Origin of the sequence: Roseibium marinum (assembly GCF_002906165.1) — a bacterium.
Taxonomy (GTDB): Bacteria; Pseudomonadota; Alphaproteobacteria; order Rhizobiales; family Stappiaceae; genus Roseibium; species Roseibium marinum.
The window spans coordinates 378,574-404,679 of the sequence record NZ_PPCN01000002.1 but is presented as its reverse complement, the minus strand read 5'-3'; the positions used below and the strand labels follow the sequence as shown (position 1 = coordinate 404,679).

Below are 26,106 nucleotides of genomic sequence, written 5' to 3'. Positions count from 1 at the left end.
CGATGGCGAAGCGGGGGAAAAGGGGCACGCTGTCACCGGAGGACCGGGACCTGTGGGGCAAGGTTACCCGCACGCTGACGCCGATGCACCCCGAACGCGCCACCGAGCTTGAAAAAGAACTGGCGAAATCCCTGGAGGCGGCGGCGCCTTCCGGAAGCGGAAAGAAAACGAAAACCGCAACGGCGATCAAGGTGCCGCCCGCGGAAAAGCAACCGGCGCCTCCCCAGCCCCTTCACCAGCTGGAACACCGTTTCCGCAGGAAAATCGTCCGGGGCGTTCAGGCGATCGATTCCCGGATCGACCTTCACGGTCTCACGCAGCACCAGGCCCATGACAGGCTCCGCGGGTTTTTGTACCAGGCCCAGGCCCGCCAGCATAAAGTCGTTCTGGTGATCACCGGAAAAGGGGGAGGTCCGGATCGTGCCTATATGGACGAACGGGGAATTTTGCGCAGAATGGTTCCGCAGTGGCTTTCCTTGCCTGACCTGCGTTCCGTCGTGATCGGATACGAGGAAGCGCATGCCAGCCATGGCGGAGCTGGCGCTCTTTACGTCCGCATTCGAAGAAAAAGGTAGAACCGTGACACCGCTTGGCGCGAAAATCCGGGAACTCAGGACGAAACGGGACGTTTCGCTGAAGGAAATGGCCGCGGCGCTCTCCGTCTCCAGCGCCTATCTCTCCGCGCTCGAACACGGTAAGCGCGGCAAGCCCACCTGGTTCCTGGTGCAGCGGATCATCACCTATTTCAATGTCATCTGGGACGAAGCGGAAGAAATCCAGCGGCTTGCCGAATTGTCCGATCCCCGGGTCACCATCGATACGGCGGGAATGAGCCCGAGAGCCACCGAACTCGCGAACCAGCTTGCGCAAAAAATCGGCGGCCTGTCGGATGACTCGCTCGCGGCGCTCCTGCACCAACTGCGGGTCGCTGCGGCGAAGGACGATATCTGAGGGCGTTCCGTCCCTGTTTCATGCGCCTGCAAATTTGCCTTCTTGCTCAGTGCGGGACTTGACCCGGCAATCCAGGCCACGACGTGGCCACAGACAGGTCGAAGGGGCGAGGCACCAGCGCTACCTTGAGCGCATCAAACAGATTTACGTGTCCTTATCCTGCGGCATCTATATAAACGGCATCTGACTTGCGGCTGTGGAACGGAATTCTTGATCAGTATGAAGCTTTCCCAGGAAGAACTCGCCGAAATTTTCGACTCGGCGGCCCTGCGGGCCCGTCTGACGGCGCTGACGTCGGAGAGTGACGGAGACGGCTCGGACAGCAAGGTCCGGGCAGCGGTTCTGGCTGAACTGAAAACAGACGTCAAGACGGCCCGGGACAAGGTTGAAGCCCTGCTTAACGAGGATGGCGGCGGACTGGCCTGCGCAAGGCGTCTTTCGTTCGTGCAGGATGAGCTGATCCGTGTGATCTACGATTTCGCCCTTCACCATGTCTACCGGGTCAAGAACCCGTCCGCCGCAGAACGCATGGCCGTCGCGGCGGTCGGCGGCTACGGGCGCGGGACGCTGGCGCCGGGGTCGGACATCGATCTCCTGTTCATCCTGCCCTACAAACAGACGCCCTGGGGCGAACAGGTGGTGGAATACATCCTCTACATGCTCTGGGATCTCGGCTTCAAGGTCGGTCACGCCACACGCAATATCGACGAATGCATCCGGCTGGCGCGCTCCGACATGACCATCCGGACCGCCGTCCTGGAAGCCCGCTATATCTGGGGCGACGAACCGCTTTACGAAGAGCTGGTGAAACGCTTCGACGCGGAAGTGGTGCAAGGATCAAGCTCGGAATTCATCGCCGCCAAGCTGAAGGAAAGGGACGACCGCCACAAGCGCCAGGGCATGTCCCGTTACCTTGTCGAACCGAACATCAAGGAGGGCAAGGGTGGATTGCGCGACCTCAACACGCTGTTCTGGATCGCCAAATACCACTACCGGGTCAACAGACAGTCGGAACTCGTCAAGAAGGGCGTCCTGACCCGCTCGGAATATCTGCGATTCAAGAAGACCGACGATTTCCTGTGGGCCGTGCGCTGCCACCTTCATTTCCTGGCCGGCCGGCCCGAGGAACGTCTGTCCTTCGACGTGCAGCGTGAAATCGCGATCCGCCTCGGCTACACCCAGCATCCCGGCATGAAGGATGTGGAACGCTTCATGAAGCACTACTTCCTGGTTGCAAAGGAGGTCGGCGACCTGACCCGCATCATCTGCGCGGCCCTTGAGGAAGAGCATGTCAAGGAGCCGGAAGGCAAGGGAATTTCCGGCATGATGCGGCGGCTGCGCGGCAACCGGGGATCCCACGCGGTCAAGCCGGTGGAGGGCGCGCCGGGTTTCGTGGTTGAACACAACCGGCTCAATGCCACAAGCGGCTCGGTTTTTGAAACCGACCCGACCAATCTCCTGCGGGTGTTCCAGATATCGGACAAGCATAACTACAACATGCATCCGCGGCTGACCCGGCTGATCCAGCATTCGCTCAAACTCGTGGATGCCAAACTTCGGAGCGACCCTGAAGCCAACCGCCTGTTCCTGTCGGTGCTGACCTCGCGAAATTACCCGGAAAGAACCCTCCGGAAGATGAATGAAACCGGCGTCCTCGGCCGGTTTGTCCCGGAATTCGGCAAGGTCGTCGCGATGATGCAGTTCAGTATGTATCATCACTATACCGTCGATGAGCATCTGATCCGGTCGATAGGCGTTCTCGCGGACATCGAACGGGGCGACTCCGGCGACGATCACCCCCTGGCCACGGATCTGATCCGCACGCTGCAGAACCGCAAGCTGCTTTATGTCGCCATGTTCCTGCACGATATCGCCAAGGGCCGCCTGGAAGATCATTCCATTGCCGGCGCCCGGGTCGCCCGCAAAATCTGCCCCCGCTTCGGGCTGAACGAAGCGGAGACGGGAACGGTTGCCTGGCTGATCGAACATCATCTGGACATGAGCATGATCGCCCAGTCGCGCGATCTCTCGGACCGCAAGACCATCACCGATTTCGCGCAAACCGTGCAATCGCTGGAACGGCTGAAACTGCTCCTGATCCTGACCGTCGCGGACATTCGCGCCGTCGGGCCGGGTGTGTTCAACGGCTGGAAGGGCCAGCTGCTCAGAACTCTCTACTACGCCACCGAACCGCATCTGTCCGGCGGCCACACGAAATTGTCCCACAGCCAGACGATCCGGGACGCAAAGGAAGAGCTCTCCGGCAAGATCAGCCACTGGAAGGACAAGGACAAAAAGGCCTATCTCAATCGCCACTATCCGGCCTATTGGCTGCGGACAGAATCCGACCGCCTCGCGGCGCACGCGGACTTGTTCCACAAGGCCGATCTGGAACACAGGCATCTGGCCTTCCAGGTCATTCCGCGCGCGTTCGAAGGGGTCACCGAGCTGACGATCGTCGCGCCGGACCACCCCCGCCTGCTCTCCATCATCGCGGGTTCGTGCTATTCCACCGGCGCCAACATCGTCGATGCGCAGATCGACACGACCACCGACGGCTTCGCGCTCGACACGGTCTTCATCGGGCGGGAACTTCCAGATGACGAGGACGAACACCGGCGCGGCGAGCGAATCACCCGTCTCATCGAAACCGCCTTGCGCGGCGAGGAGCGCCTGCCTGACCCGGTAACAAGAAAAGGCACCGTCAAAGGCCGGATGAAGGCCTTCAAGGTCGCCTCGGAAGTGCTGATCAACAATTCCCTTTCCGACGTCTATACCGTTCTGGAAATTACCGGCCTGGACCGGCCCGGCCTGCTTTACGACCTGACCCGATGCATTGCCACGCTCAACCTCAATATCGGCTCTGCCCATATCTCGACATTCGGCGAGAAAGTCGTCGATGTTATCTACGTTACCGATCTCACCGGACAAAAGATCGCCAATATCGGCCGTCAGGACATCATCCGCGAGCGCCTGGCCAATGCGGTCGAAGGCAAAGTGGAACTGGACCCGGCGGCGCCGGTCGCCCGCAAGGGCCAGCGCCAGGCTTCCTGAACCGTTCAAACCTCCAACCGGAGCCCCTCTGGCATGAGCCTTGTCCGCAACTTCGCAACGGTCGGTGGCGCAACGCTTCTAAGCCGCCTGCTCGGTTTTGTGCGGGACGTGTTGCTGGCGGCGGCCGTGGGCGCCGGACCGGTGGCCGATGCCTTCGTGGTGGCGTTCCGCCTGCCGAACCTCTTCCGCAGGCTATTGGCCGAAGGCGCCTTCAACTCGGCCTTCATTCCGCTGTTCGGAAGGACGGTGGAAGAAGAGGGCGATGAAAGCGCCAGAAGATTCGCCGGTGAGATCGGCGCCGCGCTGCTCTTCTGCCTGCTTGCCCTGACCGCGCTCGCACAGATCTTCATGCCATTCGTGGTCTGGGCCCTGGCGCCGGGTTTCCTGGGGGACCCGGAAAAATTCGATCTGACGGTCATGATGTCACGGATCGCGTTTCCCTATCTCATCTTCATTTCCCTGTTGGCCTTTATCGGCGGGATTCTGAACACCTATCAGCGCTTCGCGGCGGCCGCTTTCGCGCCGGTCATGCTCAACGTGGTGATGAGCGCCGTGCTCGGGGCTGTGCTGATGAACGGTATCGAGGACAGCACGACACTCGGCATCATCCTGGCGGTCGGCGTGACGGTAGGCGGTATCGTGCAGCTCGTTGTGGTGATGATCGACCTCAAACGGCTCGGCTTCCGCATCCCGGTCTTTCGCCCCCGCTACACCAAATCGGCGAAACGCCTGCTTACACTCGGCATTCCGGGGGTCGTCGCGGGCGGCGTCACCCAGATCAATATCGCCGTCGGACAGATCATCGCCTCGCTGCAGGAAGGCGCGAATGCGCTGCTCTATTATGCCGACCGCCTTTACCAGCTTCCGCTGGGTGTGATCGGCATCGCCATCGGTGTGGTTCTTCTGCCGAGCCTGACCAGGCAATTGCGCTCCGGGCATATGGTCGCCTATCAGCACAGCCTCAACCGGGCGCTGGAGTTTTCCCTCGTGCTGACCCTGCCGGCCGCCGTGGCGCTTGCCGTACTTCCGCAGGAAATCGTCGCGGTGCTGTTTCAGCGGGTGCGGTTCGACGCGGCCGCCGTTGAGGGAACCGCCGCGGCGCTCACCGCCTTTTCCTTCGGCCTGCCGGCCTTCGTGCTCAACAAGGTGTTCTCGCCCGGCTATTTCTCCCGGGAAGACACAAAGACACCGATGATTTTCGCCGCGATAGGCATGGTGGTGAATGTCGGGCTGTCGATCGCCCTGTTCCCGCTCCTGCAGCATGTTGGTATCGCCCTTGCGACTTCGGTGGCCGGATGGGTCAACACGGGGCTGCTGATCTACTTCCTGGCGCGGCGCGGCCATTTCGCGCCGGACATCAAGTTGCTCCGCAGGCTCGTTCTGGTCCTGCTGGCGAGCCTTTTCATGGGCGCGGTCCTTCACTTTGCAGCGCTTTACCTCGCGCCTTACCTCACCGATAGCTGGCTGGCTATCCGGGCGGCGAGCCTCGCGCTGCTGATCCTGCTCGGCATGGTCACTTTCGCCCTCTTCACCCAGCTCAGTGGCGGTGCGGATCTTGCCGGAATGCTGAAAGCGTTGACACGGCGCAACACCTGACAGCGAAACGCCCGGCAGCCGCCCATTGCCGCTTGCATAGCGATCCCGTGCAGATTACACCCGGCGCGCCCAAATGTTCACAGCGCCCTTCCAACCGGCCGCACCAATAAAGGGATTCGCAATGACGGAGTTCCAGCCCCGTGTCTTTTCCGGCGTCCAGCCGACCGGCAACCTTCATCTCGGAAATTACCTCGGCGCCGTCTCGCGCTGGGTTCCGTTGCAGGATCAGATGCCGACCATCTTCTGTGTCGTCGACTCTCACGCCATTACCGCCGGATTTCCAGATCCGGCCGAACTGACCAACGCGACGCGCGAAGTGACCGCCGCCTATATGGCGGCCGGCATCGATCCGAAGAAATCCATCATCTTCAACCAGTCCCAGGTCCGCGAGCACACGGAACTGGCCTGGATCTTCAACTGCGTGGCGCGGATGGGCTGGCTCAGCCGCATGACCCAGTTCAAGGAAAAGGCGGGCAAGAACAAGGAAAACGCCTCCGTCGGCCTGTTCGCCTATCCCAACCTGATGGCAGCCGATATTCTGGCCTACCGCGCGACCCATGTGCCGGTCGGTGACGACCAGAAACAGCACCTGGAACTGACCCGCGACATCGCCGCGAAATTCAACAACGATTTCGGTGACCGGATCAGGGAACTGGGTATCGGCGTGCCGAACCCCACGCCCTCGCCGGAGCTGCCGGAAGAACTCTATTTTCCGATGACCGAGCCGATGATCGCCGGACCGGCGACGCGGATCATGTCGCTGCGCGACGGTACCAAGAAGATGTCGAAGTCCGATCCAAGCGACCTGTCACGCATCAACCTGACGGACGATGCGGACACGATCGCCCGGAAGGTGAAGAAGGCCAAGACCGACCCGGACGCCCTGCCGGGTGAAACGGACGGACTGGAAGGCCGGCCCGAAGCGGATAACCTCGTTGGTATCTATGCCGCCCTGAGCGGAACCACCAAGGAGGCCGTCCTTTCGGAATTCGGCGGCCAGCAATTCTCCGCCTTCAAACCGGCGCTGTCCGATCTGGCGGTCGCCAAACTGTCGCCGATGACCGACGAAATGCGCCGCTTGATGGATGACAAGGCGCAGATAGATGCCGTCCTGAAGGAGGGCGCGGAAAAGGCTTCCGCCATAGCCGCTCCCGTCCTGAAGGACGTCCGCAAGATCATCGGTTTCCTCGACGTCCGCTGATATCGGACATGGGTCCGGTCCAGCGCAACAAACGATTGGATCGGACCCATGTCTTTACCAGGACACGAATTTGCAATCGCCCGATACCATCCACGGGCGGTGGTCCCACTGGATCTCTGGACAGTCCCCCCTTTCACTTTCAAGGTATACGGATTGAGCGATCAGGGCCGCACTCTCGACGGCGATGAGGTGGCAGAAGCGCGAGTTCTGATTGCCGCACGGCTTGCGGATATCGAGGTCGAGCCCGGACAGCAATATCCCGGCTTCGTGATTCTCCATAAGGGGAGCGAGGGAATGACCCTCACCAGCCACTGGTCGGTTGAAGGGTGTATCCTGTGTCAGGACCTTCTCCGCCGTCCCTATAATGGTGAAGACCCGATCGCCGCCATTCGGCCCCATGTGGTCGGATGCATCTGGGAACTCGCCCTGATCAACCATGAACGGACCGTCTGGCAGAAGACCATGATGCCCATAAAACCCAATGTGGTGGCACCGGATCTGGAAGCTTATCTGCAAAGCTGGTTTGAAGAGGCCAGCGTCTGATCGCCCAGGCAGGGCTTTCCGCCACGGACGCGGCAACCGCAAACCTTCAGCAGTTCGGCAAACGAAACGGATTCTAAAAGTTTAAGCGGCACACTCTCTCCAACTGGATCTTGTAGAGAGTAGTGATCTTGGTCAGTCAGAACCGTGAACGTGCCGGAAAAGCCGCACCGGAAGCCGAAGAAACTCGGCACAAACGCCTGTCCGCGCGCTCAGCCCGTTCCGGTCCGGAAGGCGACCGCTCCTCATCATCCTTCGAAACGTCAGGGAGCGCAGATCCCGGTGAAGCCGGCCGGGATGCCAGTCCGGGACCCGACAGTCCGGGACGGCGCGCGACCGACACGCCGGTTTCCGCTCCAGCCAGACTGCTGCAGCATCTTGCCGTCGCGGGCCTGGTGCTGGGGCTTGTGGCAGCCTTCCTGCTGGTGGGCACCGGCGGAATCAACCGCTTTTTCGGTGTCGGTCTTGCCTTTTTCGCGGGCGGACTGGCCGTGTGGCGGCTTTTCGCGGATGACATGCACCGCTCCGTCACAGGCCTGCAGATCAAGGACGACAAGATCCGGCGCCTGATGGCCCGGTGCGAGGAGCTGGAAGACCGGGCCTGGGAACTTGGCGAATCCGACGAACGCCACGCCAGCATCCTGGCGACGCTCGGCGACGTCGTCATCCGGCGCGACCAGGACGGCACCATTACCTATGTGAACTCGGCGGCCGAAGATGTGTTCGGTCCGGAGCATCCTTTGATGCCAGGCAGCCCGATGGCGCTGCCCCTGGTCGAGCGCAACAGTCAGAGCGGCTACCGGGACGGCTTGTCCGACAGCGAAACGGAAGGCATGGGCTTCAGGGATCTTCTCATGGAGACGGCGCAGGGACGGCGCTGGTTCTCGCGCATCGATATTCCCGTACGCGATACGGCGAGCGACCGGCAACTCGTGCAGACCGTCCTGAGGGATGTCACCGAACGCCGCCTCATCGAGGAAGAGCTGCTTGCCGCCCGTCATTCGGCGGAAAGTTCCAACGAAGCGAAATCCCGGTTTCTGGCGACTGTCAGCCATGAAATCCGCACGCCGCTCAACGGCGTCCTGGGCATGGCGGCGCTTCTGCGCGACACGCGCCTGACCAAGGAGCAGAGCGCCTATATCGAAGCCCTGGAAACCTCGGGCGAGACGCTGCTTTTGCTGATCGACGAAGTCCTGGATTTCTCCAAGGTCGAAGCCGGCAAGCTGGATATCCATGCCGTTCCCGTCAGGGTCGGCGCGCTCGCTGAAAACGTCGTGGAACTGCTGGCGCCCAGGGCGCACGCCAAAAACCTTGAAATCGGCGCCATGATCGACCCCGATCTGCCGGAAGAGGTGACGCTCGATGCCACAAGGGTGCGGCAGATCCTGTTCAACCTGATCGGCAACGGCGTCAAGTTCACCGACGAGGGCGGCGTGGCCGTGGAGCTGACCGGGCGGCCCGATCCGGATGGCGGCAGTTTCCTGGATATCGCCGTGCGCGACACCGGGATCGGCTTCGACAAGGGCGAGGCGGAGCGCCTGTTCCGGGAATTCGAACAGGTCGATCACGGCCCGGCCCGGAAATTCGGCGGGACGGGCCTCGGGCTTGCCATCGCGCAGCGTCTCGCGGGACTGATGGGCGGTGCAATCACCGCCGAACCCTCAGAGACGGGCGGGGCCCTGTTCCGCGTGTCGCTTCCCATTCCCGAGACCCTCGCAACCAATGCCGATCCGCGCCTTGCCGGGCTCGAAGGCGGCAGGATCGTCTTCGTCAGCAACAGCCGGATCGAATGCCCTCTGCTCGCAACGCGTCTGGAACGCCACGCGGCCAGTGTCAGCATACTGACCCCGGGCAAGGCCGATCTCGATGAAACCCTGTCCGCCGCCGACCTGCTGGTCGTTGACAATGCCGCGCTTTCCGACAGCGGCGGCTGGCTTGCCACCGCCCGCCTGACGGGATGCACGGCGCCAGCGGTCATCCTGATCTCGCCGCCGGAGCGCGAACGGCTGGATAACCTGCGTCAGGCCGGCTATGCGGCCTATCTCATCCGGCCCGTCAGGATCGAAACCCTCATCCAGATCTTTTCCGGACTTCTGAATGGCGACGGCATCGATCATGCCTGGGATGTCAGCGCGGAACCGGTCGCCAACGGCTTCCTTGCAAGCCGCAACCGGACCTCCAGCCGTCCCCTGCGGCTCCTGGTCGCCGAGGACAACGACATCAACCGGCTCCTGAGCGAAGCGATGTTACGCAAGCTCGGGCATGTCCCGGTCATGGTCGCCGATGGGGAAAAGGCCGTGGAGGCAGCCGTGAGCGGCGCTTTCGACGCGGTGCTGATGGACCTTCACATGCCCGGTCTGGACGGATTCCAGGCGATCCGGAAGATCCGCGAGGAGGAAAAGGCCAGCGGGCGGGCGCCCGTACCGATCGTCATCGTCACCGCGGATGTCATGAAGGATGCCCGCGACGAGGCCGCCGAAGTCGGCGCGGCCGGCTATCTGACCAAGCCGCTTTCCGTCGAAGCAATCTCGGACGCGCTTGCGGAGATCGGCCGGAGCCAGGCATCCCCTGCCTCAAGGTGAATGACCAGGTGCGCTCCAATGGGCGCAAAAGGGTGGCGCCTGCCAGAGAGGCCGCCATTTTGGCCTGACGCCTGTCCCTTAGGTCCTGCGCGAACCGCATTCCGCGGAGCCGGGCCAGCCGCATCAGATAATGTGATGCCATAAATCCCCATGACGCGTTTCACAAACAGACAAGACTGAGCTAAGCTCGCGCCGTCCCGCCGGTGGAAAGCTCCAGACTATCGTGACGATTGTCATCCAGTTGTCGGATTACTGTGTTCTACGGCAAAATCGACGTACACTAACCGGAAACGGGGTAAATATTCCGGCGAAAGTAAAAATGGCAGGTTTTTCGGGCGCTAATCTGTGACGCCTGACGGTGTGCCTGAAAGAATCAAGAGGGTGGAATGTCCATTATGCGGCAAGGGCTATTTTCTCCAAGGAACCTGGTCCGCAGGTTCACACCGGTCATGCGACCGGGTGCGACCATGGCAAATGTGGCACGTCCGGTTCATCTCATCCGCACACCGGTAAAGACCGGTGAAACGCTCGGCCGCATCGGCACCCTGGAAGTCCGCATGGCGCGGAACTTCAAGGAAGTCAAAAAGGCCCAGCGCCTCCGCTACGACGTTTTCTACGAGGAAATGTCGGCCATCGCGGACGCCCATACTCTTGCGACCCGCCGGGACGCCGATCCCTTCGATGCCTATTGCGATCATCTGCTTGTCGTCGATCACGCCTCGATGAAACGCAACAAGCTCGGTCGGCTGCAACCCGCAATCGTCGGCACGTATCGCATCCTGCGTCAGGAGATCGCGGACCGGCATGGCGGATTCTACACCGCCGGTGAATTCGACATCCAGTCCCTGATCGATGCCAATCCCGGCAAGCGGTTCGTGGAACTGGGGCGCTCCTGCGTCCTCAAACCCTACCGCAACAAGAAAACCGTCGAGCTTCTGTGGCACGGCATCTGGGCCTATGTGCTGCGTCACAAGATCGATGTGATGCTCGGCTGCGCCTCCATCGAGGGCACCAATCCGGAAGCGCTTGCCGGCCAGCTCTCCTTCCTGCACCACAATGCCCGCGCTCCGGAAGAATGGCGCGTGCGCGCGGTGGAAGACAGGTATGTCGAGATGAACCGCCTGCCCGCGGATGCCATCAACGCCAAGGAAGCGCTCCGCGCCCTGCCGCCGCTGGTGAAGGGCTACCTGCGGCTCGGCGCCTTTATCGGCGACGGCGCGGTGGTGGATCGTCAGTTCGGCACGACCGATGTATTGATCATCATGCCCGTCTCCGAGCTGAATACGCGCTATGTCAACTATTACGGCGCGGATGCCAGCCGCTATTCCAGCTAGCACGGTTACCGTTCAACCGGACACAACACGTTTCAGGTTGCAGGAAATCGCCAAAACAGCAGAGACATGGCGCTAGCCTTAACGCCCCCTTAAAGTGGTGCATTCTAGGATCGTCCCCGGGGAACCCGGCAATTTGCCGGACAAGTACGGGACGGATGATCTATGGCGCAACGGGCGAAACGCCAGGCGCGGATTGAGCCGACATTTGGAAATTCAGGCAGCAGCCTGCTCGACCTGCGCCTCAGCCCGCAGGACAGACCGGCTGCGCCCGCGGGAAAATCGCCGTCCAAAGCAAAATCCCGTAAAGCCGCAGGATCGGGCGGCGGCAAAAAGCCCGCGGCCAAAAAACCGACCGCCAAAAAACCAGCCAAGCCAAAGTCCGCGAAGACGAAGAGCGCGCCGCGCGCCCGTCAGGGCGGCCGGTCCGGTGCAAAACGGCGCGGCCAGAAACGGAAAAGCCGCCTTTTCGTCCCCGCCGCGCTTGGCCGCCTGGTCAAACGCGGGCTCTACTGGAGTGCGGTCCTGGGCATCTGGGGCACCGTCGTTGTCGTGTGCATCGTCGGCTACTACGCCGCCTATCTTCCGCCGACTTCCGAATGGCAGGTGCCCGCTCGCCCGCCGAATGTGAAAATCGTCGCGGCCAACGGCCAGCTCATTGCAAACCGGGGCGACACGGGCGGCGAAGCGGTCCGTCTGGAACAGTTGCCGCCTTACCTGCCGAATGCCGTCATCGCGATCGAGGACCGGCGGTTCCGGTCGCATTTCGGTGTCGATCCGATCGGGCTGATGCGCGCGGTCTACACCAATCTGACGGCAAGGCGGCTGTCACAGGGCGGATCGACGCTTACCCAGCAGCTCGCCAAGAACCTGTTCCTTGAACCGGATCGCACCATCAGGCGGAAAATCCAGGAACTGGTGCTCGCCTTCTGGCTGGAGGCGGAATACTCCAAGGACGAAATCCTGGAGATGTATCTGAACCGGGTCTATCTCGGTTCGGGCGCCTATGGCGTCGACGCGGCGGCGCGGCGCTATTTCGGAAAATCGGCGCGGTTGCTTACCATCGCGGAAGCGGCCACCATCGCCGGCCTGCTGAAGGCGCCGTCCCGCTATTCCCCGGCGCGCAATCCGGACCTCGCCGAAGACCGCGCCCAGCTCGTCCTGGCGGCGATGCACGAGGAAGGTTATATCAATTCCGACGAGGCGAAGAACGCCATCGCGGCACCGGCCAAGGTCGTGCGCCGCTACACCACAGCCAGCGAAAATTATGCCGCCGACTGGGTCATGGACGTCCTGCCGCATTTCATCGGCTCGATAGAAACCGACATCGTCGTAGACACCACCATCGACCCGGTCATGCAACAGGCCGCGGAAAAGGCGCTTCGCGCGGCGCTCAAGGAAAACAGGGAAATCTACGCCGTTACACAGGGCGCGGTGGTGACGCTCGATACGGCCGGGGCGGTCAAGGCCCTGGTTGGCGGCGCCGACTATTCCAAGAGCCAGTTCAACCGCGCTGTCTATGCCAAGCGCCAGCCCGGATCGGCCTTCAAGCCGTTCGTCTATCTGGCCGCGCTGGAGAACGGCATGGCGCCGCAGACGGTCCGGCAGGACCAGCCGATCACCATCGGCGGCTGGTCGCCGAAGAACTACACCAAGGAGCACTATGGCCCGGTAACGCTGACCCGCGCGCTGAGCCTCTCGCTGAACACGGTCGCGGTGCAGCTTGCCTACGAAGTGGGGGCGGGGACCGTTGCCAACACCGCCAGGCGGCTTGGCATCGAGTCCGAGATGAACAGGAACCTGTCCCTGGCGCTTGGAACGTCCGAGGTTACTCCGCTGGAAATCGCCGCCGCCTATGTGCCGTTCTCGAACGGCGGCTACGGCGTGCTGCCGCATATCATCCGGCGGATCAGAAGCATCGACGGAAAGACGCTCTATTCGCGCTCCGGCGACGGCCGCGGCCGGGTTGTCGAGCGTCAGATGGTCGGCAACATGAACCTGATGCTGTCGGAAACGCTGCTGACGGGCACCGGCCGCAAGGCCCGGCTGGACAGCGGGCGGCCCGCCGGCGGAAAGACCGGCACCACGCAGGACTTCCGCGATGCCTGGTTCATCGGCTATACGGGCAACCTGACCACGGCGGTCTGGTTCGGCAACGACGACAATTCACCGACCAGAAAGGCAACCGGCGGCGGTCTTCCGGCCGGTGTCTGGAAAGAGGTGATGGATGTGGCCCATCAGGGCCTTCCCGTTGCCGATCTTCCCGGCATCCCGAACCTGCCGGCAAGCGTTGCGGCTCCGCAAAAGCCGGTGCCCTCCCAATCCGTGGGGTCCGGCAGCGAGCCGATCCCGCCGGCACCGGTCGGCGGCGGCGAAAACCGCGAGCGCAAGGGTCCGCTCAACCTCCTGCGCAATCTTTTCGGCGGGGGATAAAACAAAGACGATTCTCCGTAAACGTCTTTGCAGGCGTTAGCAGTCGTGGCTGTAGGTGAAGACCAGGGTGTCGGTGACGTATCGCCCGGTCGGCCTGCACTGCTGGAAGACTTCGCGGGTTCCGCTTACCGTGACCTGCAGCTGGTCTCCGCGCACCGGACCTTCGACAAAATATTCGAATGGATTGCCCGGACAATATCGGGAAAATACCCGCGCCGTGCCGGAATACCAATTACCTTTCTTGACCCCGTTGAACAGCAGTGTACCGGGGAGCACACCGGCGTTGCTCAGGACATTTCTTGGAATTTCGTAGGACAGCCAGCGCTGGTTGCCCTGGGCCTGCAGGCGCATGATCGAACCGTTGTGGTTCCAGCAGCTGTCCGCCGCAGCCGCCCCCGCGGATACCATCGTCAGACCCGCCAGAAGCGGAAAGATCAATCCTCTGACACCGGATTTTTTGAAAATTCGCATGATTTGCCCCCTCTTCCTTGGCGGAAACGAAGCATATTTGCCCTGATTTGTAACTTCTTTTCAGCCGTATCCGTGCAGATGAAGGCCATTTTCCTTCAGCCAGACCCGGGCTTGCGGCGTCTGCGGCGCCAGTTTTTCGCAAAGCTGCCAGAACCGGGCGGAATGGTTCATTTCCTTCAGGTGCGCCACCTCGTGAGCGGCGACATAATCCAGAATGTCGGGCGGGGCGAGAATAAGCCGCCAGGAGAAGGAAAGCCGTCCGTTGGAGGCGCAGGACCCCCAGCGGCTCTTCGTGTCGCGAACGCTGATCGCGGCAATCCTGCCGCCGATCGTTCTTGCGTGGAAACCGGCGCGAAGTGTCAGGTCCGCACGCGCCTGCGCCTTCAGCCAGGCAGTCACCTTGCGCGGAATGTGGTCATCCGCACCGGGCACAAGCAGGGCCGGGTCGCCGGCTTGCGTGCGGCCGGCCGATATCAGTCCCCTCAACTTACCCGTCGGGATGATGACATGGCCGTCGCCGCGCAGGGGCACGATATCGCCCGGCTGAAAGGATACATGGTCCGAGCGGTCCTGCAGGCGCTCGATCAGCCAGTCGATATGCTGGCGGGCGAAGCGTTCCGCGCGCGCCAGATTTCCGCCGCGCGGAACGGTCAGGACTGGACCGGACCTGTCCGCGGGCAGGCGGAGCAGATATCGCTGCGCCCTCGGATTGGCCCGCAGGCGGATACGCACCGCGCTGGTGTCCGTCTCGATTTCGATATGATCTGGCAGTTTGTTTTTGCCGGGGCGTAACAGCATGAACAGCGGGTGTCCGAACGAATCAATTCAGGAAAGTCTAGAGGAAAATACACTGTCGATAAACGGACGAGAGCGGCACCTTTGCAGGCGCCGCTCTCGGTCAGGCCGGCCTCGAACGAGGCCGGAATCGGGGAACAGGATTCAGAGTGGAGCTGCTTCCGACCCGCCAGCACTACGGCCATGGTCGGACATGAAGCGGTCGAACTCTTCCTGATCGCGCGCCCGGCGCAGTTCCCTGAGAAAATCGTCGAAATCGGCGCGCATTGCGTCGAGCTTCGCGCGTTCTTCCTCGAGGCGCTTGAATTCGCGTTCGCGATAGTCGTCGAACGCGACGTTCCCGGTGCGTGCGTAGCCAGTCGTATTTGACATCTGATCAAATGCTCCCTTCAGCGGGCTTCCCCGCCACTGATCCTTTGCGTCACGGAACATTCCCTCGAAGCGGTCACCCCAGAGAATATACGCGAGCATGGCAAGGCCAAGCGGCCAGAACACCACGAACCCCAGGACCATCAGACCGATGGTCGCCGGCGTCCAGGCAGGTTTGATCATGCAACTTTTGGTCGTTGTCATTGTCCCATCCATTTGTGACATCCACCAACCTCAAGTGGGGATTGTCCTTCAAAGCTTCAAGGATTCGCGACAGGACGCGAAACAGCGCCGGATGGGAAAACACCGGGCGGGGCACATCCCCGGCCGGGTTTAAATCCTTGTACTTTCCGGGAAAATGCGGCTTCAGTCGAACGGGCCGTCAATCACATGCTGGGAGGAATAATTCGCCAGAAGCTTTTCGCGGTGCCACTCCGCCGCCATCGGCGCGTTGGCGTATTCGTGAAAGCAGGGCGTGCCGAGCGTGAAATGGAGCAGCTTGGCATCCGGATTGGCGCCAAACTCGTCCGGCAGCCAATTCCACTCGATCGGCAGCTCCCCGACCAGATCGTCCTCCAGCCAGGTGAACCGGTGCAGCTGGGCGCCGGTGGCGTTGGTGACGAATTCGGGTGTCACCGAGCGATTTGCCGGGTGTCCGCAGTTCCACAGAACGACACTCGACCAGTTCTTGCGCGGATAGTTTTCGTTCTTCGAGCCGAGATACTTGGTGGTCTGCCGGGTCTTGTAGTCGTGATGAACGCACATCACCGCCTTGCTTTCGTCCCGCATGGCGAACAGCTTGGCAATGTCGTCCCGCACGATCATGTCCCCGTCCATGAACAGCGCCCAACCGTTGTAGTTCATCAGGTGAGGGATGAGGAACCGGCTGTAGATGAAGTGATTGGACCCGTCCGAATGGGTCTCCTGATAGGTCTTCAAATTGCCGAGCGAGAGGGGCGTGACCGCCAGAACGTCGCTCGACAGCCGCGTCAGACTGTTGACGCAAACATGATAGGCGACCGCTTCCCGCGTATCGAAACCGATAAAAATATTGAGCACTATTAAAACCTCCGGCCACGCTGCTTGACCGGACTTGTATTGGGCGACAGGCACGGAATCAATAGCGGGCGAAGGGTGCCGGAAGAAAACCCGTGCTTCGGGCTCAGGTTTCAAGCGCTCAGCACATTCACCAGAGCATCCTGCGTTCAATTGAACGCAGACAAGATGCTCTGCCAATTTAAGGTCGATCCACTTTCTGAGCTCAAATCGGTCCCGATTGGAGGTCTGTCGATCCGGTATCCGTGAGCACTGCGCTGTTGACGTCAGCTCACCTTTTCAGACAGCTCGCGGGCCTGTCCAATCCATTTGTCGCGGGCGATGCGGCCGCGAAAATCAAGCTTGCTGTCGAGCGCATCGATCTGCTCCGCCGTCAGCGAGGCGATCTGCCAGAAATGGAAGATCCCGGCCTCGTTCAGGGCCGATTCCAGTTTCGGGCCGACACCGCTGATCGCTTTCAGGTCGTCGGCCACGCCGTCCGGCTTGACGAGGAGGATTTTCTCCAGCGGACCACTCTTGGGAGCGGCCTTCGTCTTTCCGGCCGCCGCCGGCTTTTTAACGGCCACCGGCGCGGCCGGTTTTTTCATGGCATTTGGCGCAGCCGGTTTTTTGGTGGCAATTGGCGCGGCCGGTTTTTTAGTGGCGACGGGCGCGGCAGACTTTTTTGCGGTGACGGGCGCAGCCGGTGCCTTTTTCGGGAGATCGGTGCGGTTGGAGCGAATAAAGTCCATCACCCGCGGAGCGATTTCAGCACGCCAGCGCGAGCCGTTGAAGACGCCGTAGTGACCGACATTCGGCTGCTCATAATGCGCTTTCATGTCAGCCGGCAGGCTGGTGCAAAGATCATGAGCCGCCCTGGTCTGGCCGCGGCCGGTGATGTCGTCCTTCTCACCTTCCACCGTCAGCAGCGCCGTCCGCCGGACCTTCGTGCAATCGACCGTGCGGCCGTTATGCTTCATGGTGCCGTTCGGCAGGGAATGCTCGATGAAAACGGTTTCGACGGTCTGCAGATAGAATTCCGCGCTCAGATCCATCACCGCCAGATATTCGTCGTAAAAATCGCGGTGCTTTTCCGCGTTGTCGCCGTCCCCTTCCACAAGATGCTGGAAGAAATCCCGATGGGCGGTCACGTGGCGGTCGAGGTTCATGCTCATGAACCCGGAAAGCTGCAAAAAGCCCGGATAAACGTCTCGCATGAAGCCCGGATGGGGGAAAGGCACCTTCATGATGACGTTGTTCTTGAACCAGTCAATGCCCTTGGAGACCGCGAGATCGTTGACGGCCGTCGGCGCGACGCGCGTGTCGATCGGTCCGCCCATCAGTGTCATGGTCGAAGGAACATACGGGTCTTCCCGGTCCTCCATCACCGCAACCGCAGCCAGAACCGGCACGGACGGCTGGCACACGCCGAGCACATGAGAATCCGGCCCGAGGTAGTGCAGCATCGAGACGATATAGTCGATATAATCGTCGAGATCGAACTTGCCTTCCTGGACCGGCACCATACGGGCATCGATCCAGTCGGTCATGTAGACATCCGCATTCGGCAGCAGCGCCTCGACCGTGCCGCGTAACAGCGTCGCGTAGTGGCCGGACATCGGCGCGACGATCAGGATTTTCGGATCGTTGCGCTGCTTGGTCACCCCGCGTTCGAAGTGAATGAGATCGCAGAACGGCCGGCTCCAGACGATATTTTCGTGTACCGGAACGCGCACACCGCTGACGGACGTTTCCTTGAGGCCGAATTCAGGCTTTCCGTAGCGCCGGGTCGTCCGTTCCAGAACCTCGCAGCCCGCGGCAACCGATCGGCCGTACTCGGTATGGCTCAAGGGATTGAGCGGGTTCTGAAAATAGAGCTTGGTCATGTCGGCCATGGCTCTGAACGGCGCCATCACCGCGTGGTTCATCTCGTAAAGGTGATAAAACGGCAACGGCGCGTCTCCTTTGAGTTCTAAGCCGCCGCCAGCCCCGTTGGCGAATTTTGAAAACATATCCACGGCCTGCCAGTTATCGCAGCTTTTTGAGCATCCCGCGGTCAGGTGAGCGCAGGTTGCCCGAACATTCTTGAATCGATCAGCTTCCGGGTGACCAATCGGTTCCGATTGGACATCCGTCGATCTATTGCATTGCAGCAGGATAGCTTCGCCGGCTGCCGCCCGCAATACTGCTATTTGTTATGCAATCACGCGCCTAAACGCTCAATTTCGCGGAAGAACTCATTTTCACAGGCAAGTTCTGTGCACTGCGAAACAGAGATAGGATATTTAAATCAGTTTGGTAGCATAAATTGCCGGATCGCCGGGTCCGGCTTATGACGCGAGATCCGCGACCACCGCATCGAGCACAAAAAAACCTTCCCGCGTGGCTCTGACCCTGTTTTCCCCCAATACCTCAACCATTCCGTGCTCCAGGAGTGCCTTCAATCGCTCCGGGTCGATGGATCTATGGGAAAACCGCTCATAACGAACCAGATCGATGCCCTCGGTGAGCCGCAGCCCCATCAGCAGAAATTCGTCGCCCTGCTCTTCTTCGCCGAGACCCGCATTTTCGATCATGCCGTGGCCATGCCGCTCGACATTTTCCAGCCAGGTTTCGGGATGAAGCTCCGTGGAAGTCGCGAGCCGGCTGGCACCGACCGTGAGGCGGCCGTGGGCCCCCGGCCCGACGCCGACGTAATCGCCATAGCGCCAGTATACCAGATTGTGACGGCATTCGGCGCCCGGCCGGGCGTGGTTGGACACTTCATAGGCCGGCAGTCCTGCTTCACCGGTGACATCCTGCGTAAGCTCGTAGAATTCCGCCCCGAGATCGGCGTCGGGCATCTCGAGTTTGCCGGCATGATAAAGCGTGTGGAAGCGCGTGCCTTCCTCGATCGTCAGCTGGTAGAGCGACAGATGGTCCGCTGCGAGCGCGATGGCCTCTTGAAGCTCCCGTTCCCAGCCGCCGGGTGTCTGGCCCGGGCGGGCATAGATCATATCGAAGGACAGCCGCGGAAAGGTGTCGCGAGCCGTCTCGATGGCCTTTCGCGCCGTCTGCGCGTCGTGGAGGCGGCCGAGCAGCTTCAGGTCCGTGTCGATCAGCGACTGCACGCCGAGCGATACGCGGTTGACGCCGGCGGCCCGGTACCCCCTGAACCGCTCGGCCTCGACCGATGAGGGGTTGGCCTCCATGGAAATTTCCACGTCCGGATCCAGTGTCCAGTGGCCGGATATCGCGGTCAGGATGCGTTCGACCGTCGCCGGCGCCATCAGCGAAGGGGTCCCCCCGCCCAGGAAGACCGACTGGACGGTCCTGCCTTTCGTCAGTTCCGCGAAATGCGACAATTCGCGTTCGAAGGCAGCGGTAAACCGGGCCTGATCGACCAGCTGGTGACGGACATGGGAGTTGAAATCGCAGTAAGGGCATTTGGCGGCGCAGAACGGCCAATGCACGTAGATGCCGAACCCGCCCTTGATTGTCCCTTGCTTCGGCAACACGCTCACTCTTCCAGACATCCTTCCGCGAACAGCTGGAAGGCGCGTGCGCGATGGGAAAGCGCGGGCGTGTCCCTCGACCAGCCGTGTTTGTCGACCGAGCTCATTTCGCCGAAGGTGCGCTCATGACCCTCCGGCCGGAAAACCGGATCGTAGCCGAACCCCTGGGTGCCACGGGGCGGCCAGACCACCGTGCCTTCGATCTCGCCGCGGAAATATTCCTCGTGTCCGTCCGGCCAGGCCAGACACAGGACAGCCACGAACGAGCCGCGCCGCCGGTCCTCCGCCGTTGCGCCGAGGGATTGCAGCTTTTCCTCGATCGTGCGCATCGCCATGGCGAAGTCCTTGTCCGGGCCGGCCCAGCGCGCGGAATAGATGCCAGGATCTCCATTCAACGCTTCCACACAGAAACCGCTGTCATCGGCCAGGGCCGGAAGACCCGATGCCTGCGCGGCCGCCTGCGCCTTGAGCGCGGCATTCGCCTCGAATGTCAGCCCGGTTTCATCCGGTTCCGGCAAGTCCAGTTCGGCCGCCGAGACGACATCGAACCCGAAAGGCCGAAGAAGCTCGTTTATTTCGCGGATCTTGCCGGTGTTATGGCTTGCGACAACCAGTTTTCCGGGCTCGAGTTTCCGGTGGCTCATTCCCTCAGGTCCTTAAAGTATTGCCATTTTCTGCAGATCGACGAGCCTGCCGATACCTGTCTTCGCAAGGCCAAGCAACTGCCCGAATTCATCTTCGGAAAACGGCGCGCCCTCCGCGGTACCCTGGATTTCGACGATGCCGCCGGATCCGGTCATGACGAAATTGGCATCCGTTTCCGCGGTGCTGTCCTCGGCATAATCCAGATCGAGCACCGGTGCCCCTGCATAGATGCCGCAGGAAATGGCCGCGATGTGGTCCTTGAGGACCTCTTTGGAAACCATCTCGCGGGATTTCATCCATTCCACGCAATCCCTGAGCGCAACCCAAGCGCCGGTGATGGACGCCGTGCGCGTGCCGCCATCGGCCTGGATGACGTCGCAATCCACTGTGATCTGCGCCTCGCCCAGCGCTTCGAGATCGACGACGGCGCGCAGCGACCGGCCGATCAGCCGCTGGATTTCCTGGGTCCGGCCGGACTGCTTGCCGGCACTCGCCTCACGGCGCATCCGGTCACCGGTCGCGCGCGGCAGCATGCCGTATTCAGCCGTTACCCAACCCCGGTTCTGGCCACGCAGCCAGGGCGGAACACGCTCTTCCAGACTGGCGGTGCACAGGACATGCGTGTCTCCGAATTTGATCAGGCAGGAGCCCTCTGCATGTTTGGAGACATCGCGCTCCAGGGTAATGGCACGCAGCTCATCGGCTGCGCGTTTGGACGGACGCATGAATATTCCTTTCAACCTTGGCTCAATGGAAACGGCTGTTTCCTCCCAATCTTACCGGCCTTGTAGACCCCAACTTCGTCCGCCGTAAAGGCCCAGCTTCACGTCGGGCCCATTTTGCGCCTATATCATGTGAGAATGACGTCTTTTGATCCCGCATTGGGGTCAATCAGCCGGAGAACATGCCTTGAGTCTCAGTGAGCTCGACAAAAGATCCCGGGAAATTTTCCGCTCGATCGTGGAAACCTATCTGGAGACCGGTGAACCGGTCGGATCGCGCAATGTTTCCCGCAGCCTGTCCATGTCCCTGTCACCGGCTTCCGTCCGCAACGTGATGACCGATCTGGAACATATGGGCCTGCTGCACTCGCCCCATACCAGCGCCGGGCGTCTGCCGACGGAAGTCGGCCTGAGATTTTTCGTGGATGCTCTCTTGGAAGTCGGCGATCTGACCCAGGAAGAACGCCGCGCCATCGACGTTCAGGTCAGGGCGTCGCAAAAGGCGAATTCCGCCGAACAGGTGCTGACGGAAGCCAGCCAGATGCTGTCGGGCCTTTCCATGGGCGCCGGTGTCGTGCTGACCCACAAGACCGACATGCGGCTGAAGCATATCGAATTCGTGCGCATCGAGCCCCTGAAGGCCCTTGTCATTCTGGTCAGCGAGGACGGCTCGGTGGAAAACCGGGTGATCGCCCTGCCAGCCGGTCTGCCGTCATCGGCGCTTGTTGAAGCGACAAACTATCTGAATGCCCAGATCCAAGGCCGCACCATCGCCCAGATCCGCACGGAGCTGGAGCGGGTTCGCGACGTGGACCAGGCTGAACTCGATCAACTCAGCCAGAAAGTCATCAATGCCGGGCTGGCGGTGTGGGGCGGCGAAAGCGGCGATGACCCGGGCTCGCTGATCGTGCGCGGCCGCTCCAACCTGCTGACCGACCTGGATGGCGTGGAGGATCTGGAACGCATCCGTCTTCTTTTCGACGACCTGGAAAACAAGAAGGACCTCATCCAGCTGCTCGGCCTTGCCGAAAAGGGCGACGGCGTGCGCATCTTCATCGGCTCGGAGAACAACCTGTTCTCCCTTTCCGGTTCATCGCTGGTGGTGTCGCCCTACCGGGACAGCAACCAGCGCATCGTCGGCGTTCTGGGCATCATCGGCCCGACCCGGCTGAACTACGCGCGGGTGATCCCGATGGTGGACTACACCGCCCGGCTGGTGAGCAAGATACTGAGGTAGGTAGCACCCTGCCGCGATCTTCAGCCCTTGACGTGTTTCATTTTGACCAGGACCGGAAATGCTTTCCCCAGCCGAACTTGAACGTTATGCCCGCCACATCGTGATGCGGGAGATCGGCGGCGCCGGGCAGCAGAAGCTGAAAAACGCGCGGGTTCTGGTGATCGGAGCCGGCGGGCTCGGTGCTCCTGTCCTGCAATATCTGGCCGCCACCGGCATCGGCACGCTCGGCATCGTCGACGACGACACGGTGTCGCTCTCCAATCTGCAGCGCCAGGTGATCCATGACACCACCCAGCTTGGCGAACCCAAGGTCGCCAGCGCCGCGGAGGCGATTGCCCGGCTCAACCCGAATGTGAAGGTCAACCCGCATCCGGCGCGCCTGGTCGGGCACAATGCGATATCGCTGATTTCGGCCTATGATCTGGTGGTCGACGGATCGGATAATTTCGACACGCGCTATCTGGTTTCCGATGCCTGCTATTTCGCGAAAAAGCCGCTGGTGACCGCTGCCGTCGGCCAGTTCGACGGGTCCATCACGACGCTGAGGCCGTTCGAGACCGGTCCGGACGGCACTCCCAACCCGACCTATCGCTGCCTCTTCCCGCAAAAGCCGCGCGACGGCCTGCTGCCGACCTGCGAGGAGGCCGGCGTTCTCGGCGCGCTGACCGGCATCATCGGCGCGATGCAGGCCATGGAGGCGATCAAGGAGCTGACCGGGACAGGCGAGGGGCTCGTCGGCCGACTGATGATGTTCGACGCGAGAAGCTTCCGAATGGAGACAATCCGCTACAGGCATTCACCCAAGAACCCGCTTAGCGGCCATAACCCGAAAAGCTGGGCGGAAATGCTGGAAGAGGTATGAGGCGCGTAACCCGGTTCACGGCTTATTGAAGATCAGCAAATAAAAAACCCGCGCTGGTTCACACCGGCGCGGGTCTGAAACTTCATCAATCCGAAAATCTTCAGTTCGGCTTCTGCTCACCGGCCTGCTGGGTCGCGGCCTGCTGGGCCATGTTCTGGCGGTAGAGCTGGGCGAAGTCGATCGGGTCGAGCATCAGCGGCGGGAAACCGCCGTTGCGCGTGGCTTCGGACAGGATGTTGCGGGCAAACGGGAAGATCATGCGCGGGCATTCGATCATCACGAACGGATGCATGTGCTCCTTCGGAACACCGGTGATCTTGAAGATGCCGGCATAGACCAGCTCGATGTTGAACATGACCATGTCCGGACGTTCGGCCTTGGCGTTCAGGGTCAGGACAACCTCGAACTGGTCATCTCCCATCTGCTGTGCGCCGACATTCACATTGATATCGAGCTTCGGCTGTTCGCCCTGGGCCAGCGAACGGGGAGCATTCGGGTTTTCGAAAGACAGGTCCTTGATGTACTGGCCAAGGATGTGCATGCCCGGCGCTGCGTCGCCTTCCGCCTGCGGCTGTGCGCCGCTGTCATTGGTGTCGGTCATCGTGTCTCGTTCCGTTTCGCGGTGCTGATCTGAAATAATGAGCCGGAATATCCTCCAGCCGGCCGCCGGCCCGCGCCAGCCGGGCAACCCTGTCTGCGGCTGGCTACCATCTACGCCGGGCCGGCACAAGTACCACAGCCTTGCCAGCATCCCGATTCAGCTTCAAAAGAACCATATGTCCGATCAACCCGCCTCCCATATCACCTTGCCGCACAGGCGGCTGAAACTCGATACGCTGGTGCGCCTGCGCTGGCTCGCCGTCGGCGGGCAGACGGCGGCGCTCCTGGTGGTGCATGTGGGGCTCGGCTATCCCCTGCCCGCAGGCGCCGCCTTCGCCATGGTGGCGCTCTCGGCCTGGCTCAATATCTTCCTGAAGATCCGCTGGCCCTCGGCCATGCGTCTGTCGGATCGGGCTGTCACCCTGCAGCTCGCCTACGACATCCTGCAGATGAGCGGCCTGTTGCTGCTGACCGGCGGCCTGGGCAATCCATTCGCCTTCCTGCTGATGGCGCCGGTCATGGTCTCGGCGACAGGCCTGTCGGTCAGGCACACGTTCATCCTGGGGATTCTGGCGACCGCCTGCGCCACGTTGCTGGCGGTTTTCCATCTGCCGCTGCCCTGGCCGGAGGACGAGGTGTTCCGGCTGCCGGTGGTCTATTCGGTCGGGATCTGGATTGCTCTCGTCTCGACTCTCGGCTTCATGGCGATCTACGCCTTCAGGGTCGCCGAGGAGGCGCGGCAGCTTGCGGACGCACTGGCCGCGACAGAACTGGTGCTCGCCCGGGAGCAGCATCTCAACGCCCTGGACGGTCTGGCGACGGCGGCCGCGCATGAGCTGGGCACGCCGCTGGCGACCATCTATCTCGTTGCCAAGGAACTTTCCGACGAATTCGACGACGCCGACAGCCGCGCGGAGGACGTGGCGCTGATCCGCTCGCAGTCCGAACGCTGCCGCGGTATCCTGCGGCAGCTCACCAGCCTGTCGAGTGAACAGGACCGCACCTACCAGCGCATGCCCGTGTCACAGCTTCTCGAGGATGTCATCGATCCGCACCGGGGGACGGGTGTCGCCATCCATTGCACCAGTGAGGGCAAGGGGAGCGAACCGGTCGGGACACGAAACGCGGCAATCCGCTACGGCCTCGCCAATCTCGTTGAAAACGCCGTTGATTTCGCGGCCTCCTGCGTCGATGTTTCCGCCAGTTGGGACGACAAGACGCTGTCCATCTCGATCAAGGATGACGGTCCGGGATTTTCCGTCGACATTCTCGGCAAGATCGGCGATCCGTATGTTTCGATACGTGGCGGAAAAGCGCCGCAAAACGGAACCGGCGGCGGGCTGGGCCTCGGCATTTTCATTGCCAAAACCCTGCTGGAACGCACCGGTGCCAAGCTCAGCCTGGACAATCAGGCCCCGCCGCAAACAGGCGCATATATCCGCGTGAGCTGGCCGCGCGACGTATTCGAACATGACGGCAGAGTGGACGAACCGCCCTTTTCACACCATAACAGCAGCAACTGACACATAAAGACGCGATGTGCCGTGTACCGAAGACCGGTCGCCGCACACGCAAGAATATACGGTAACGCGACATGACGGATCAGAATACGTCCTTTCCCGCCACGGAAGACATGAGCCTGCTCATCGTGGACGATGACAAGGCGTTTCAGCAAAGACTGGCGCGCGCCATGGAAAAGCGCGGCTTTGAAACGGAAACGGCGGATGGTGTCCAGGATGCGGCGATCAAGATCGCCCGTCATGCCCCGGCTTACGCGATTGTCGACATGCGGCTGGAGGACGGAAACGGTCTGGACGTAATTGAAAAGATCCATCAGAAACGGCCGGATGCCCGAGCTATCGTCCTGACCGGATACGGCAATATAGCCACGGCCGTGACCGCGGTGAAACTCGGAGCGATCGACTATCTGGCCAAACCCGCGGATCCCGAAGACATCCTCGCCGCCCTGGCCCGCAAACCGGAAGACAAGGCGCAGCCGCCCGAAAATCCCATGTCGGCCGACCGGGTGCGCTGGGAGCACATTCAGCGTGTATATGAGCTCTGCGACCGCAACGTTTCGGAAACCGCGCGGCGGCTCAACATGCACCGGCGCACGCTGCAGCGGATTCTCGCCAAACGCGCGCCGCGCTGAAACCGGGGAAATTTGAGGACAGCCCAGGTCACGGCC

General features: G+C 61.5%; 22 protein-coding genes. 13 read left to right on the top strand and 9 right to left on the bottom strand.

All coding sequences use genetic code 11. From position 1 onward, the window contains the following. Nucleotides 1-2 precede the first annotated feature (2 nt). The 9 genes from CLV41_RS08830 to CLV41_RS08790 all read left to right on the top strand — a co-directional run bounded on the left by CLV41_RS08830 (nt 3) and on the right by CLV41_RS08790 (nt 13,688). Nucleotides 3-575: a Smr/MutS family protein gene (locus CLV41_RS08830; RefSeq protein WP_103221933.1), complete on the top strand. Its 573-nt coding sequence runs from the start codon at nt 3-5 to the stop codon at nt 573-575. A 4-nt stretch (nt 576-579) separates the two neighbouring features. Beyond that, entirely contained in the window at nt 580-951 is a 372-nt protein-coding gene (locus CLV41_RS08825; RefSeq protein ID WP_103222035.1) for a helix-turn-helix domain-containing protein, read from the top strand. Between the two features lie 219 nt (nt 952-1,170). Continuing rightward, nucleotides 1,171-4,005, top strand: coding sequence for a [protein-PII] uridylyltransferase (locus tag CLV41_RS08820; protein WP_103221932.1), 2,835 nt, complete (start codon nt 1,171-1,173; stop codon nt 4,003-4,005). Between the two features lie 33 nt (nt 4,006-4,038). Next, nucleotides 4,039-5,601 carry a murein biosynthesis integral membrane protein MurJ gene (gene murJ / locus CLV41_RS08815; RefSeq protein WP_103221931.1) on the top strand — a complete coding sequence of 521 codons (1,563 nt, stop codon included), beginning with the start codon at nt 4,039-4,041 and terminating at the stop codon, nt 5,599-5,601. A 121-nt stretch (nt 5,602-5,722) separates the two neighbouring features. Then, nucleotides 5,723-6,802 carry a tryptophan--tRNA ligase gene (gene trpS / locus CLV41_RS08810; protein ID WP_103222034.1) on the top strand — a complete coding sequence of 360 codons (1,080 nt, stop codon included), beginning with the start codon at nt 5,723-5,725 and terminating at the stop codon, nt 6,800-6,802. Nucleotides 6,803-6,955: 153 nt separating this feature from the next. Beyond that, nucleotides 6,956-7,345 carry a hypothetical protein gene (locus tag CLV41_RS27495; protein WP_146048538.1) on the top strand — a complete coding sequence of 130 codons (390 nt, stop codon included), beginning with the start codon at nt 6,956-6,958 and terminating at the stop codon, nt 7,343-7,345. A 128-nt stretch (nt 7,346-7,473) separates the two neighbouring features. After that, nucleotides 7,474-9,924 (top strand): PAS domain-containing hybrid sensor histidine kinase/response regulator, encoded by a 2,451-nt coding sequence (locus CLV41_RS08800; RefSeq protein WP_103222033.1) that lies wholly within the window; start codon nt 7,474-7,476, stop codon nt 9,922-9,924. A gap of 467 nt (nt 9,925-10,391) precedes the next feature. Further along, nucleotides 10,392-11,258: a GNAT family N-acetyltransferase gene (locus tag CLV41_RS08795; protein WP_235867094.1), complete on the top strand. Its 867-nt coding sequence runs from the start codon at nt 10,392-10,394 to the stop codon at nt 11,256-11,258. A 162-nt stretch (nt 11,259-11,420) separates the two neighbouring features. Beyond that, entirely contained in the window at nt 11,421-13,688 is a 2,268-nt protein-coding gene (locus CLV41_RS08790) for a transglycosylase domain-containing protein (protein WP_103221929.1), read from the top strand. A 36-nt stretch (nt 13,689-13,724) separates the two neighbouring features. On the opposite strand, the gene CLV41_RS08785 is transcribed toward CLV41_RS08790, so the two are convergent. From CLV41_RS08785 to rph, 8 genes are all read right to left on the bottom strand, one after another. Next, nucleotides 13,725-14,159: a hypothetical protein gene (locus CLV41_RS08785; protein WP_103221928.1), complete on the bottom strand. Its 435-nt coding sequence runs from the start codon at nt 14,157-14,159 to the stop codon at nt 13,725-13,727. Nucleotides 14,160-14,219: 60 nt separating this feature from the next. Next, nucleotides 14,220-14,957, bottom strand: coding sequence for a M48 family metallopeptidase (locus tag CLV41_RS08780; protein ID WP_103221927.1), 738 nt, complete (start codon nt 14,955-14,957; stop codon nt 14,220-14,222). A gap of 141 nt (nt 14,958-15,098) precedes the next feature. Continuing rightward, nucleotides 15,099-15,527 (bottom strand): DUF2852 domain-containing protein, encoded by a 429-nt coding sequence (locus tag CLV41_RS08775; protein WP_208987382.1) that lies wholly within the window; start codon nt 15,525-15,527, stop codon nt 15,099-15,101. Nucleotides 15,528-15,689: 162 nt separating this feature from the next. Then, nucleotides 15,690-16,382, bottom strand: a complete 693-nt coding sequence (locus CLV41_RS08770) for a glycosyltransferase (protein WP_103221925.1) — start codon at nt 16,380-16,382, stop codon at nt 15,690-15,692. 263 nt (nt 16,383-16,645) lie between these two features. After that, the gene (gene phaZ / locus CLV41_RS08765) at nt 16,646-18,310 is read right to left on the bottom strand and encodes a polyhydroxyalkanoate depolymerase (RefSeq protein ID WP_268952634.1); all 1,665 of its coding nucleotides are present in this window, start codon (nt 18,308-18,310) and stop codon (nt 16,646-16,648) included. Nucleotides 18,311-18,688: 378 nt separating this feature from the next. Further along, entirely contained in the window at nt 18,689-19,873 is a 1,185-nt protein-coding gene (gene hemW / locus CLV41_RS08760; protein WP_103221923.1) for a radical SAM family heme chaperone HemW, read from the bottom strand. Next, on the bottom strand, nt 19,858-20,496 hold the full coding sequence (gene rdgB / locus CLV41_RS08755) for an RdgB/HAM1 family non-canonical purine NTP pyrophosphatase (protein WP_103221922.1): 639 nt from the start codon (nt 20,494-20,496) through the stop codon (nt 19,858-19,860). The genes hemW and rdgB overlap by 16 nt, the downstream gene beginning before the upstream one ends. Before the next feature lie 12 nt (nt 20,497-20,508). Continuing rightward, a complete protein-coding gene (gene rph / locus CLV41_RS08750) occupies nt 20,509-21,222 on the bottom strand; it encodes a ribonuclease PH (protein ID WP_103221921.1) in 714 nt (237 codons plus the stop codon). A gap of 145 nt (nt 21,223-21,367) precedes the next feature. Between rph and hrcA the strand changes: the two genes are divergently transcribed. Next, on the top strand, nt 21,368-22,456 hold the full coding sequence (hrcA, locus tag CLV41_RS08745) for a heat-inducible transcriptional repressor HrcA (RefSeq protein WP_103221920.1): 1,089 nt from the start codon (nt 21,368-21,370) through the stop codon (nt 22,454-22,456). 58 nt (nt 22,457-22,514) lie between these two features. Then, nucleotides 22,515-23,318: a HesA/MoeB/ThiF family protein gene (locus CLV41_RS08740; RefSeq protein ID WP_103221919.1), complete on the top strand. Its 804-nt coding sequence runs from the start codon at nt 22,515-22,517 to the stop codon at nt 23,316-23,318. A 100-nt stretch (nt 23,319-23,418) separates the two neighbouring features. Here the strand turns inward: CLV41_RS08740 and secB are convergent, their stop codons facing one another. After that, on the bottom strand, nt 23,419-23,919 hold the full coding sequence (gene secB, locus CLV41_RS08735) for a protein-export chaperone SecB (protein WP_103222031.1): 501 nt from the start codon (nt 23,917-23,919) through the stop codon (nt 23,419-23,421). A 175-nt stretch (nt 23,920-24,094) separates the two neighbouring features. Between secB and CLV41_RS08730 the strand changes: the two genes are divergently transcribed. Both CLV41_RS08730 and CLV41_RS08725 read left to right on the top strand, forming a co-directional pair. Then, complete coding sequence (locus CLV41_RS08730; RefSeq protein WP_103221918.1) at nt 24,095-25,441, top strand: ActS/PrrB/RegB family redox-sensitive histidine kinase; 1,347 nt, start codon at nt 24,095-24,097, stop codon at nt 25,439-25,441. 71 nt (nt 25,442-25,512) lie between these two features. Continuing rightward, a complete protein-coding gene (locus tag CLV41_RS08725; protein ID WP_103221917.1) occupies nt 25,513-26,070 on the top strand; it encodes an ActR/PrrA/RegA family redox response regulator transcription factor in 558 nt (185 codons plus the stop codon). Nucleotides 26,071-26,106 lie beyond the last annotated feature (36 nt).